Origin of the sequence: Flavobacterium sp. NRK F10, from assembly GCF_024054235.1 — a bacterium.
GTDB classification, from domain to species: domain Bacteria; phylum Bacteroidota; class Bacteroidia; order Flavobacteriales; family Flavobacteriaceae; genus Flavobacterium; species Flavobacterium sediminis.
On record NZ_JAMXLC010000001.1, the window covers coordinates 2,242,323 to 2,256,392 of the forward strand.

The following is a 14,070-nucleotide window of genomic DNA, read 5'->3' on the forward strand; positions in this document are numbered from 1 at the left end:
CAAACGTATGATTAACAACATGCGATTATCAAACAGAAGCACAACACCAACAAAACAGACGTAGTGAATTTATTGTAGTAAAAAATTAATAATTAGCATTTGCTTTTCAATGAATTAACAACGAATAAGACAAAGACTAACACTTAATCAGGTAAAGAATGAAAAAAATAGTTTACATACTAACAATACTATTAACAAGTATTGTTATGAACGCGCAAACAGGGCTTCAAACAACTGACCCTAAATCGACTTTAGATGTTAACGGGAAGCCAACGGATATAAACGCAATCGACGGCATACAAGCCCCGAGACTTACCAGAGCAGAACTTACGGCTAAAGGAAATGCACTTTATGGAGCAGACCAGAAAGGAGTATTAATTTACATCACAGATGCTTCCGGAGGAGATGCACTGGGACAGAGAGTGAATATTACCACAGTAGGATATTACTATTTTGACGGAACGCAGTGGGTAAAGGTAGGAACAGTAAGCAGTAGCAGCGGATCGGTACCTGCCGGAACTATTGTTGCCTATGCCGGAACCACAGCACCGGCAGGCTGGTTTCTTTGCGACGGTAGTGAAGTGAGCCGTACAACTTATGCCGACTTATTTGCTGCTGTACAGATCGCTTATGGAGTCGGAGACGGGATCAATACGTTCAACCTGCCTAATGCCAATGGTGTTTTCCTGCGAGGTTCCGGAACACAAGATATCGGTGGAGTTACCTACACCGCTGCAACACAGGGAACAACACAGGGAGATGCAACGAAGCTTCCTAGCACACCATTTACTACAAATACAACTGGGGATCATTATCATAGCTGGACAGGGTATGTTGGTTGGAATAATATAGTAGCAGGTCAAGGACCGTATGGTGGATTTTCAAATTCTTGGGGGGGATCAACTACCTCGACTAATGGCGCACATTCTCATAGTGTTGACGGGGGTGGTGACAGTGAAACACGTCCTGCCAATATTGTAGTTACTTATATTATAAAATATTAAAGATCTGTTTTTGCATGTAAAATGGTGTAATGATTTTTTGAATTGAGGCACAAATGAAAACCATTCACGTATATGATTCTTCCGGTTATTATGTAACTAAGCTAATGAGTGCGATCGTGGCGATACCAACCGTTGCGCTTGTTCCGTCTTCTACGCAGGAGGCAAAGGTGAACGATGGGATCATATTTATTGTAAATGATCTGAATGACTTTATAGACTATTTAATTATTCGTGAAAAAGTAAGTCAGATTTTTTTAGTGGTTACCTGTACTTACCTGATCGGTAAATTGAGCTTAACCCAAGAGTTTTCATTTTATACTTTTCCTCAATTTGAAACCTATTTATTAGCAAATTCGAATGTGTTATGATGCTAAATGAAGGAGGGCGCATACTTTAAAGGTTGGTTTTGGGGCAACTGACTTTACACCTCCTTCATTTTATTACAAGATTTTAGAAAAGGATGCTCTATAAGTACTGTTTTTGTAATGATGTTGGGAATGATGAAAGTATAGGATTGCGGGCAGTTTTAAAAAATAATATGGAAATGTAACATTTTAGGAGTCGAAAGAATTGAAGTTATCAAATGGAGGAGGGAATATACTTTAAGGGTTGGTTTTGGGGCAGCGACCTCTTGCACCTCCTTCATTTTATTATACGATTTAGAAAAGGATGCCTCTGTAAGTACTGTTTTGTAATAATGTTGGGAATGATGAAAGTATAGGATTGCGGGCAGTTTTAAAAAATAATATGGAAATGTAACATTTTAGGAATTAAAAGAATTTTAAAGTTACTAAATGAAGGAGGGGAAAACTTCAAAAAGGTTGGTTTTGGGGCAGCTACCTTTTACACCTCCTTCATTACTATAAATTTAAAAAAGAGTTTATGAAAAATGACTTGGTGTGCAACGTTTTAATGATTGATCCTGTAATGATAAATGCGATAGGAATGAGAGCAGTTTTTCATGAGATAATAGATTTGGAAGTAACATCAGTTCAGAATTGCGTTGAAGCAATACAAACCTTGAAGAAAAAGAGATTTGATCTGATTTTTTTTGAGATCAATAATAAAGGAGTATTAGATGTTAGGTCATTTTTTGAGATCAGGAAAGTAGAACCTTATATTAGGATTATTGTATTTACAGATTATGAGAATATAGAGGAGATTGTAGTGATCATGAAAGGATTCAGGAATTGTACAATTTTAAAAAAAACAGCTTCGCAAGAAGAAATATTTCAAAATATTAAATACGGGTAAAATTTTTTATGTGAAGCGTAAAAGTGCATGAAGCGATCATTAGGATCAAAGATAAAGATGATAAAAACAGGGTGTTTCTATCTATGAATATATCGGGGCTGAGGACTTAAATAAAGATCGAAGGGGGAACTTTATTTTACTCAGTACCCGGTTATTCTGTTTAATTTTTAAAATGAATTATATGACGATTAACTTTAATTTATATAACAATCGGATATTGATTCCGAAATTAACTGACACATGAGATATTAAAAATATTTCAGAATGAGAAAACCAGTATAAGTAAAAAGCTTTTATTAAAATAAATATGTTACTATTTTTTTTAAGAAATAGAAAATACATCCATTATTTTTTATTCGGATGTTTTATATTTCTATTACTATTATTAATTCTTTTAGTGTTTAATGAACAGAAAATTAATGCTGTAGCACAAGAATTAAAAGCCAATAAACACCGTGAGATTTTATTGAAGCATTCTTATTTAGCTTTTTTAAAATCACAGTCAAATTTTAATGATTTTCTAACCCATAGTGAAGAATATGATGGTTATCTTAACTCTTTACAAGAGATGGATATTTATTTGGATTCATTAGCTCAATTTGCAGATCATGACAATACGGATCCGTCCTTTAAAAAAAGTTTACAATTAAAAAGAGATAAACTAAGAGAGGCCATGGGAATTCTTGGTGCTCAGCAGCCGGATAGAGTGTCAAAGATTAATTTTGTATTGCCGGAATATGAATTTAAAGATGTTTTGAATAGTATTGATGTAAGTACATCTTTAAAAGTTGACAGTGTGGCTAAAAAAAGTCTTTTCAATAGGTTAGGTGATGCTTTTAAAGGGAAAGTAGCAATACAAAAAGAGCAGATGGACATAGTAATCACACTAAAATATGGTAAAGAATTGGTACAAGGATCCATAGAGGATCAATTGACAACTGCTTTCAAAACATCAAATTTATTTTATTCCGGAATTTTAAAAGAGATACAAAGAGATTATAATCAGTTATTGGATTCCAGTCAGTCACTGGTCTCGTGGAATAATGAGATCATATCAACCAGTAGAGATCTATTTGCTATTTATGATGCGGTATTAGTGGATTATGAAACACAATTGGAAAAAGAATCTGAAGATTACCACTATAAAAATACGTTTTTGCGTTATAGTATAATCTTATTTGTACTATTATTATTATCCCTGTCAATTGTATTCATCACAAAGTTAGCTTATGATTATGAAGAAAAATTAGAATGGATAAATATAGAGAGTGCCAAACATTTAAAATTTAAGAATCGGATTTTGGGTATTTTAAGCCATGAGTTGCGTTCACCTTTACATATCATATCAATTCTAACCCAAAAACTATTGAAAACCACAGTTGGAGAAGCAGAGAAGACCAGTTTAAAAGCTATTGATTTTACAGTGTCTTCATTATTACTTCAGGCAAATCAATTTTTAGAGTACACAAAAGATCCGGAACAGCGCAATCAATTGAAATATTTTGATTTTGATCTGCGATTGGAATTAGATGAGATTCTGAATAGTTTGGGGCATTTAGTAGAGAATAACGGTAATAAGTTATATATAAACAATGGAGTTCAAGACGGGATAATTGTAACTGCCGATAAAGTAAAGTTGCAGCAGTTGTTCTTAAATATTGTGGGTAATGCCAATAAATTTACCAATAAGGGAACAATACTAGTATTTACCGGATCAGAAGTGGTTGATGCTGATCTCATTCAATTGCGGGTCATGGTGAAGGATACAGGAGTCGGGATATCGGAAGAAGATCTGGAGAAAATTTTTGAGCCTTATTATCAAGGCATTTTGTCTGATGAAATTGAAAACTTTGGTGCGGGTTTAGGACTTAATTTATGCAAAGAGATCGTGGAATTATTTAGCGGAACTATTAGTGTTCAAAGTAAAAAGAATAAAGGAACGAGTGTAGTGTTTAAGGTAAATCTAACATTAAAAAAAGAACATCATGAATAAATCTCAGAAAAAGTATTTCTTAGTCGTAGATGATCATGTTTTGATCCGGTTGAGTTTAGAGTATATAATTCAAGAACTGTTTTTAGAAGCTGTTATATTTCAAGCTAATTCACTGGAGGAGGCCGGTACTATCTTGGACAGTCAAACGATTAATTATGTCATAATAGATATTAGCTTTCCGGAAGGAAGCAGCTTAAGCTTTGTTTCTAATCTGATCAAAGAAAAACCGGGAATAAAAGTATTGGTTTATAGTGCACATGAGGATGATTTTTATGCTTTAAGCTTTTTAAGAGCAGGAGCCTGTGGTTTTTTAAGTAAACTGAGTAATGAAGATCAGGTAAAAGCAGCACTTAATAATATGGTCATTAAAGGGAAGCATATATCCGCTGACCTTCAGGAAAAGATCATGGACGCTTTTTTACAAAAACAAAACCTGTTACCTATAGAAGAATTATCAACAAGAGAAATGGAAGTTGCTAAACTTTTGGTGGAAGGGCAGGGCAACTTGGAAATTGCAGCTATTTTAAACACAAAACAAAGTACAATAAGTACCATAAAAAGTAGAATTTTTCAAAAATTAGAAATCACTAATCTACCGGAATTAATAGAGATATTCAAGTTTTATAAAGATTAAATTTAGAAGTATGTTTTTTGTTAAAAAGGAATAAGAGATATCAGGTTTTAAGGCAAATGAACTATTCTTTGAATTGGATTGTTTGCCAGATAGTAGGGGGGAAAGCCATCGATTTAATCGGTGGCTTTTTAGTTGTCGTAAGCGCAAAGTATTGCTCTCTGAGTGGAGGTACAAAAGAAATATTTGGTGTAAAACAAGTACTAAGTTTACAGAGGTTTTAATCAGTTGTCTCTAAAAGTGAGCCATAGTTATGGTATAGTACCATTAAAATAAAGGTCAAAGGAGAATTTACCCGATATTCTAATTAAAAAAGAGTCTAAAAAATGGCGAGTTTAGTTTCTATATTTTTTGAGATATCTTTTCAGGATTTTTTCTTCTTGTTGTAAAACTTCTTTTTGTATTTGTAGTTTTAAGATTGTTTTTATGAGATCAGTTTTAAGTGTTTGAGTTGAATGATCTTCTAAAGATCTGATGAGTTTGGAATTAAAATTTTCATTTTTAAGAAAATCTATAAGATGAGATTTTGCGATCTTCCTGTTGTTTTTAATGATTACAGCCTTTAATTTCTTTTCGGCTATTAATTGTTTGTATTGATTTGCTTGTATAAGTTCCGTTATTAAATTTTCTGGATCGCTTTCTGATAGTATAGATTCAAGACTGTGATCAGTAATTTTGCCGATTTTGTTTTTTACAGCTTGAAGCATTCTGCTAAGCTTTGTTTTGGCGTGAACCGGTAAATTACGCTTGCCTATTTCATATGAAGAAATCAGACTACGGCTCACTTGAAGCAACCCGGCTAATTCTTCTTGTGTGATACCTAATGTTTTGCTGATAGATTCCTTTTTCATTTTTTGTAGCCAAAATAAAGGAAAATTTTGTTTCGCTACGCTGTTTGTAGCATTTTATTTATTTTTAGTTTAATGCTACAAAAGATGTAGTGTTTTGTTTTTTTATTTGCATATCCAATTCTTAGAAGATTATTATAAAATAGTGGATTATGTTAATTCTAAATCAATTATTAAATAATAAAAAGCTCCAACCATTTAAAAGAGTAAGGTTTTTATTTCCTAAAATTTATGTTTTATTCTTTTATAGCTTCTTCATCTAATTTGAAACTTATAGCTTTTGAATTTTGCGTTTAGCCGGCTTTTTGGGCAAATATATAATTATGAAAAATTAATTTTTAAGTGTTTAAATATAAGGTGATTAATCTCAAATTTCATTTTACAAATTTTGTTTACATTTGGAAGTATGAAATTCGAAATATTTATATTTTTGCTTTCAACATTTTTACTAAAGCCAATTCTGTTTTTTGTATAATATTGAATTTAGCAAAACAATTTAAAAACTAGTAGAGTAGCTTTAAATATTAATGAAAGATTACAAAGGGAATTGGTTATTAAACTATAAAGGAGAACCATTTTTAAATCCAGATTCGGAAGAAATGAGATGGAAATGTAAAAAATAGCAATTGGTGTTTCCTGCAACAAGAAAAAAGAAAAAAAAGACCTAAAATGCGCTACCTGCTATTATTTGTTTTCTTAGCCTTTAATTTTACAATTGCTCAATCTGATAGTTTGTATAAGAAATCAGTTAGTTTGTTGAGTAGGAATAGGTTAGATTCTGCTCGATTGTTTTTAAGTAGAGCCATAAAAAACAATCAAGATTATAGTGCAAAATACGATATAACATATTCAAAAATTTTAAAAAAAATCGGAAAAACAGATAGTAGTTTTTACTATTTAGATGTAGCGGAAAAGAAAATTTACAAAAGTAATATTGCAGATAGTATTCTTTTAATTTATGCTTTAAAAATGGAAATGACTAGGCATACTCATTCTAAAAGTTTAAATCATAATATTTTAAGTAATGCTGAATTCTTTGTAAAAAAGAATAAGAGTGAGATTAAAAATTTAGAGATATTTGCTTATTATTTAAACAGGAGAATGTCTTGTTTTAACGAATTTAACGGAACTAACAAAGATACAATTCAAATTATTTTTAATACCGCAGAGGAAATTTTAAGACTAGAACCAAATTTAAAAAATAAAGAAGTTGTAGCATATACTTTAAATGAAATTGCCCAAGTTTATGAGTATCGAATTGATGCTAAACTAGGTTTAGAATATTATCAAAGAGCACATCAATATTCAAAAGAAAATAATTTAATTTCTCCTTTTGTTGATAATAGTATAAATTACGCAAGATATTATCTAACAAAAGAGGGCGACTATAACAGTGCCATTAAAGTTCTTAAAGAAGCAGAAAATGTTATCGATTTAAACAGCGATGTTTTTCAAACGTATAGGCTTTATGATTTTTTGATGGCATTATTTGCTATGACTAACGATTTTGAAAGTGCTTATTCATATCAAAAAAAAGCTCATGAAAAACAACTTGAATTGGAACGTTTTAAAACAAGCCAATACATTAAAGATTTAGAATTAAAAAATATTGTTGAACAAAATAAAAGTGAATTAAAGCTTAACAATGAAAAGCTGGTAAATGCCGAAAATAATCAAAAACTTTTTCTACTGGTTGTATTATTGGTAGTAATAGGTTTAATAGTTTTAGGGTTTTATAATCGAAAAATAAATTTCAAAAATAAAGAGTTAGATAAGCTTTCTACTGAGAATGAATTTTTATTAAGTGAAGCGAATCATAGAATTAATAATAATTTACAACTCATAATAATTTTAATATCTGAAGAATTAAAAAAGAGTGAAGATGCAAATACATCAAGTTTTAAAAAAATTTTATCGAAAGTAGAATCCATTTCAACGTTACATAGACATTTGTACAAATCTGAAAACAAACGGGAAATTAACATTGCTGACTATTTAACTGAAATTCAATCAAATTTTATTGAGTTATTTATAGAAAATAATATTAAAATTGATTTTAAAGTGGAATCACAACAGATAGATACTAATCTTGCGATGTATTTTGGTTTGATGATAACAGAATTATTTATCAATTCGATTAAACATGCTTTTCCAGATGAACAAGAAACTAAAAAAATAACTTTTAATCTAAATAGCCAAGAGAATCAACTACACTTTTTTTATTCCGATAATGGAAAAAATAGTATAGGAAAAACATTGTACCCCAAACTAGTTATAAAAATGTGTCGACAAATTAAGGTAAATTATACTATTGATACGATAAATGGATTTTCTTTCTCATTTAATAAACCTATCTAATTATGGATTTGTCTAAAAAAATTTTAATTGTTGAAGATGAAATTTTAATTTCCGATTATATTTCAGATATATTATCAGAAATTGGATTTACAAAATTGGAAACCGCAAACGATAGTGAAGAAGCTCAAGATAAAATAAAAGTATTTAAGCCTGAAATTATATTAATGGATATTAATGTAAACGGAAAAGATACAGGAATAAAACTGGCAGAAAATAAAAATATAGAAGCACAAATTATTTATGTTACTGCTCAGCAAGATTCTGAAACAATAAAGAAAGCAATTACAACAGCTCCAATTTCGTATTTAACAAAACCAATAAAAAAGATTGATTTATTGGCTGCAATACATTTAGCAATAGAAAAAATAAAGACTAATTTTATAATGATAAAAGATGGTTTTGAAGAAATTAAAATTTTATATGATGATATTTTTTATATAAAAAGCGATGGAAATTACATAGACTTACATACTCATTCAAAAACATATTCTTTAAGACAATCATTAGAAAGTTTAAATGAGCTATTAGATCAAAATAAATTTTGTAAAATACATCGTTCTATTTTAATAAATAAGACCAAAATTGAAAAGAGAACGGCATCTAGTGTTTTTATAAATAATGAAGAATTAAAAATTTCCAGAAGATATAAAAACGACATTAATGGTCATTCACATACAAAAAATGGTCACTCATAACATTTTAATTATCTGTGTTAAGTAGATAAATACTTTTGTTTCATTAACTATTATTTTAATTATGAAACAAAAGTATTTTTATTCAATTTTATTATTTTTTATAAGCTTTTTTGGCTTTAGCCAAACCTTAGATCAAGAAAATGCGCCTTTAAGTTTTAGCGGAGTTTCGTTTAATGTTTCATCTACTGAAGGTGTTGGACAATCCTTTACCGCTGGTATGACTGGAGATTTATCACAAATCAATATTAGAGTTGGAAACTCGGGAGTATTTGTTGCTGGAGATTTTCAATTGAGAATTATTGATGGGAATGGATATGGCGGAACTGTTTTAAATACCACTACATTTTCAATAGCTACAGCTCCCGCAACAAACAATTATGATGAATTAGAAATTGTGTTGTCTTCAGTAGTTCCAATAACAAGCGGAAATATGTATACTATAGATTTAAGAGGTACATCAGGATCTGTAGGTGTTCAAGGTACAGGTAATGGAATCGGTCCCGATTATACAAATGGGCTTTTCTATTTAAGTGAATTTCCATTTAATTTTTATAGTTTATGGTTTAAAACATTTGTTAATTTACCTACTCCAGCAACGCATCTAAACTTTGATGGTGTAGATGATTATATTACATTATCAAACGAAAGTAATTTTGATTTTACCAATCAAATGACGGTAGAATTTTGGGTGAACTCTAATGTAATGCCAGAACAATGGGATGCTTTAGTTGTTAAAGGAGATAATAGTTGGAGGGTAGCATTAACATCAACTGGTACAGTTGCTTTTACAGGTACAAATGCATTTGCTGATTTTTTCTCGACATCTTCTGTTACTGATGGGAATTGGCATCATGTTGCCGTAACTTATGATGGCACTTTTGCAAAAATATATATTGACGGTTCTTTGGAAAGCCAATTAGCAGGAACAGCAAATATTAACAATTCTGGATACGCAGTTTCAATAGGTAAAAATCTTCAAATGTCAGGAAGAAACTACACCGGAAATATGGATGAAGTTCGTATTTGGAACACAGCTAGAACAATCGATCAAATAAATGCTTCAAAGAATTGTGAATTACAAGGAAATGAAACAGGTTTAGTAGCGTATTATCAGTTTAACCAAGGTTTTGACCAAGCAAATAATGCTGGTTTAACCACTTTAAATGATATTACTACCAATGCAAATAACGGAACATTATCCAATTTTGCTTTAAACGGAGCAATTTCAAACTGGTTAGCAGGTTCGCCTGTTACAACTGGTTCAACAATTCCAGCAGCTCCGACAGCAATGACTCCTGTAACATATACTCAAGGTGATACTGCATCACCTTTAACGGCTACTACTGGTGGAACTGACCTACTTTGGTACACTTCAGCAACTGGAGGAACAGGTTCTACAACTGCACCAACCCCTTCGACTGCAACAGTTGGCTCAACATCATATTGGGTTTCAAGTACAAACAGTAATGGCTGCGAAAGTGATAGGGTTGAAATTGTAGTTACAGTAAATGCTGCTAGTACTAGTACTGCAGCACCTACAACCACTTGGACAACACAAGTTTATACAGGCGATGATAAAACCATTGCCGATATACAAGTAACAGGTAGTACTATTACTTGGTACGATTCTCCAACTGGAGGCATGGTTTTACCAACTACTACTTTATTAGTTGATCAAACCATTTATTATGCTTCACAAACTGTTGGAGGCGTTGAAAGCACTTATAGATTAGCGGTAACCGTTAAACGAATTTCAGATAATACACAAACACTACCGCCGGCAAGTACAGTTGCCAATTTAGTTACCACACCAAGTGCAGGAGCTACAGCACAATGGTTTGCAAATGCTACAGGAGGAACTGCTTTAGCAAGTACCGATGTGTTAACTAATGGTGTTTATTACGTAGAACAACAAACAGTAACTACTATTGAAAATTTAGGAAGTGGATTTAATAATCCTTATGGTGTAGCTATTCAAGCTGATGGTAAAATTGTTATAGCAGATAGAGGTAATAATGCTATAAAACGTATGGATGCTGATGGAACTAATATTGAAACATTAGGTAGTGGATTCAGTTATCCAGCTGGAGTAGCGATTCAAGTGGATGGTAAAATTGTAGTGGCTGATCCTGGTAATAATGCTATAAAACGTATGGATGCTGATGGAACTAATATTGTAACTTTAGGTAGTGGATTTAATGCTCCTTTTGGAGTAGCTATTCAAGCCGATGGTAAAATTGTAGTAGCTAATTATGGGGATAATACAATCAAGAGAATGGATGCAAATGGTACTAATATGGTGACATTAGGTAGTGGATTTGATTCTCCTCGTGGAGTAACCATTCAAGTCGATGGTAAAATTGTGGTGGCGGATTCTTATAATAATGCAATTAAGAGAATGGATTCCGATGGTACTAACATTGAAATATTAGGAAGTGGATTCGTTATTCCTGTCGGAGTAGCTATTCAAGCTGATGGTAAAATTGTGGTTGTGGATACTTATAATGATGCAATCACGAGAATGGATTCCGATGGAACTAATATGGTAACTTTAGGTAGTGGACTTAATTCTCCTTTTGGAGTAGCTATTCAAACTGATAGTAAAATTGTAGTGGCTGATTATGGAAATAGTGTAATTAAGAGAATTACAGAAGCTTCAATAAGTAACCGTGTTCCTGTAAATGTAGCAATTTCTAGTCCTGCCGCACCTACAACCACTTGGACAACGCAAGTTTATACAGGCGATGATAAAACCATTGCCGATATACAAGTAACAGGTAGTACTATTACTTGGTATGATTCTCCAACTGGAGGTATGGTTTTAGCTCCTACAATTTCTTTGTTAGATAATGGAACTGCCTATGCTTCACAAACTGTTGGAGGCGTTGAAAGTACTGACAGATTAGCGGTAACCGTTAAACGAATTTCAGATAATACACAAACACTACCTCCGGCGAGTACAGTTGCTGATTTAGTTACCACACCAAGTACAGGAACAACGGCACAATGGTTTGCAAATGCTACAGGAGGAACTGCTTTAGCAGGTACCGATGTGTTAACAAATGGCGTTTATTATGTGGAACAACAAACAGTTACTAGTGTTGAAACATTAGGTAGTGGGTTTTCTGCTCCTTATGGAGTAGCCATACAAGCCGATGGTAAAATTGTAGTGGCTGATGCGGGTAATGGTGTAATAAAACGAATGGATGCTGATGGCACTAATATGGTAACATTAGCTAGTGGATTTAATTTAGCTTTTGGAGTAGTTATTCAAACTGATGGTAAAATTGTGGTTGCGGATGCTTATAATAATGCAATTAAGAGAATGGACGCAGATGGCACTAATATGGTGACATTAGGTAGTGGGTTTTCTCAACCTGCTGGAGTAGCCATACAAACCGATGGTAAAATTGTAGTGGCTGATGTAGGTAATGGCACAATAAAGCGTATGGATGCAGATGGCACTAATATGGTAGCTTTAGGTAGTGGATTTAATTTCCCTTATGGAGTAGCCATACAAGCTGATGGTAAAATTGTGGTGGCTGATTCGGGTAATGGTGCAATAAAACGAATGAATGCAGATGGCACTAATATAGTGACATTAGCCAGTGGATTCAGTAACCCAAGTGGAGTAGCCATACAAGCTGATGGTAAAATTGTGGTGGCAGATACTTTTGATACTGTAATTAAGAGAATGGATGCAGATGGTACTAATATGGTAACTTTAGGCAGTGGATTCCTTGGTCCTTATGGAGTAGCTATTCAAACTGATGGTAAAATTGTGGTTGCGGATACTAATAATAATGCAATTAAAAGAATTACAGAAGCTTCAACAAGTAATCGTGTTCCTGTAAATGTAGCCATATCTAGTCCTGCCGCACCTACAACCACTTGGACAACGCAAGTTTATACTGGCGATGATAAAACCATTGCCGATATACAAGTAACAGGTAGTACTATTACTTGGTACGATTCTCCATCTGGAGGTATGGTTTTAGCTCCTACAATTTCTTTGTTAGATAATGGAACTGCCTATGCTTCACAAACTGTTGGAGGCGTTGAAAGTACTGATAGATTAGCGGTAACCGTTAAACGAATTTCAGATAATACACAAACACTACCTCCGACAAGTACAGTTGCTGATTTAGTTACCACACCAAGTACAGGAGCTACAGCACAATGGTTTGCAAATGCCACAGGAGGAACCGCTTTACCTGGTACCGATGTATTAGCTAACGGTGTTTATTATGTAGAGCAACAAACAGCTACTGGTATTGAAACTTTAGGTAGTGGATTTAATTATCCTAGTGGAGTAGCTATTCAAACAGATGGAAAAATTGTGGCTGTTGACAGTGGTAATAACACAGTAAAACGCATGGATTTTGATGGTAATAATATAGAAACTTTAGGTAGTGGATTTAATAATCCTACAGGAGTAGCTATTCAATCAGATGGAAAAATTGTAGTAGCTGACAAGTTTAATGACGCTATAAAACGCATGGATTCTGATGCAAGTAATATAGTAACTTTAGGTAGTGGGTTTAATGGTCCTTCTGGAGTAGCTATTCAAACTGATGGAAAAATTGTGGTGGCAGATACTTTTAATAATGCTATAAAACGCATGGATTCTGATGGTGGTAATATTGAAGTTTTAGGCAGTGGATTTAGTAGCCCAACTGGAGTAGCTATTCAAGCTGATGGTAAAATTATAATAGCTGGTTTTGGAAATAGCACTATAAAGCGTATGGATTCTGATGGAAGTAATATAGAAACTTTAGGTAGTGGTTTTTCTATGCCTTTTGGAGTTACCATTCAATCTGATGGTAAAATTGTGGTGGCTGATTATGGGAATAATGCTATAAAGCGTATGAATGCTGACGGAAGCAACATTGAAATTTTAGCTTACGGAGCATATAGTTATCCTAATGGAGTAACCATTCAAGCGGATGGAAAAATTGTAGTAGCTGACTCAGGAAATAATGCTATAAAAAGAATTACAGAAGCTTCGGCGAGTAATCGTGTTCCTGTGAATGTAGATGTAACTACTTTAAGTACTTCAAACTTTGATGTTAATAGTTTTAAAATTTATCCTAATCCTTCAACGGGTATTTTCACAATTAATACTAAAGAAGAAGTTCAAATTGAAGTATTCGATTTAGTAGGTAAAATGATTAAAAAGGAAAATATTCATATTGGAGTTAACTCAATTGATGTTACAAATTATGCTAATGGTGTTTATTTACTTAAGGTAAACAATTCAGGGAAAGTAAACTCATATAGAATAATT

Annotated in this window: 9 protein-coding genes; 8 read left to right on the plus strand and 1 reads right to left on the minus strand. The window is 32.6% G+C overall.

What is annotated here, in order from left to right; translation table 11 throughout:
• Positions 1-206 precede the first annotated feature (206 nt).
• From NHF50_RS10145 to NHF50_RS10165, 5 genes are all read left to right on the plus strand, one after another.
• Positions 207-1,004: a tail fiber protein gene (locus tag NHF50_RS10145; RefSeq protein WP_252776223.1), complete on the plus strand. Its 798-nt coding sequence runs from the start codon at positions 207-209 to the stop codon at positions 1,002-1,004.
• Positions 1,005-1,057: 53 nt separating this feature from the next.
• A complete protein-coding gene (locus NHF50_RS10150; RefSeq protein ID WP_252776225.1) occupies positions 1,058-1,372 on the plus strand; it encodes a hypothetical protein in 315 nt (104 codons plus the stop codon).
• 514 nt (positions 1,373-1,886) lie between these two features.
• Positions 1,887-2,258, plus strand: coding sequence for a response regulator (locus NHF50_RS10155; protein ID WP_252776226.1), 372 nt, complete (start codon positions 1,887-1,889; stop codon positions 2,256-2,258).
• Between the two features lie 307 nt (positions 2,259-2,565).
• A complete protein-coding gene (locus NHF50_RS10160; RefSeq protein WP_252776229.1) occupies positions 2,566-4,251 on the plus strand; it encodes a HAMP domain-containing sensor histidine kinase in 1,686 nt (561 codons plus the stop codon).
• The gene (locus NHF50_RS10165; protein WP_252776232.1) at positions 4,244-4,885 is read left to right on the plus strand and encodes a response regulator transcription factor; all 642 of its coding nucleotides are present in this window, start codon (positions 4,244-4,246) and stop codon (positions 4,883-4,885) included. The genes NHF50_RS10160 and NHF50_RS10165 overlap by 8 nt, the downstream gene beginning before the upstream one ends.
• 332 nt (positions 4,886-5,217) lie before the next feature.
• Here NHF50_RS10165 and NHF50_RS10170 read toward each other — a convergent pair whose 3' ends face one another.
• The gene (locus tag NHF50_RS10170; RefSeq protein ID WP_252776233.1) at positions 5,218-5,733 is read right to left on the minus strand and encodes a helix-turn-helix domain-containing protein; all 516 of its coding nucleotides are present in this window, start codon (positions 5,731-5,733) and stop codon (positions 5,218-5,220) included.
• A gap of 666 nt (positions 5,734-6,399) precedes the next feature.
• Between NHF50_RS10170 and NHF50_RS10175 the strand changes: the two genes are divergently transcribed.
• The 3 genes from NHF50_RS10175 to NHF50_RS10185 form a co-directional block, all read left to right on the plus strand.
• Complete coding sequence (locus NHF50_RS10175; RefSeq protein WP_252776235.1) at positions 6,400-8,088, plus strand: sensor histidine kinase; 1,689 nt, start codon at positions 6,400-6,402, stop codon at positions 8,086-8,088.
• Between the two features lie 2 nt (positions 8,089-8,090).
• Positions 8,091-8,783: a LytTR family DNA-binding domain-containing protein gene (locus NHF50_RS10180; protein WP_252776237.1), complete on the plus strand. Its 693-nt coding sequence runs from the start codon at positions 8,091-8,093 to the stop codon at positions 8,781-8,783.
• Between the two features lie 61 nt (positions 8,784-8,844).
• The coding region (locus NHF50_RS10185) for a LamG-like jellyroll fold domain-containing protein (RefSeq protein WP_252776239.1) at positions 8,845-14,070 on the plus strand (5,226 nt) is incomplete at its 3' end.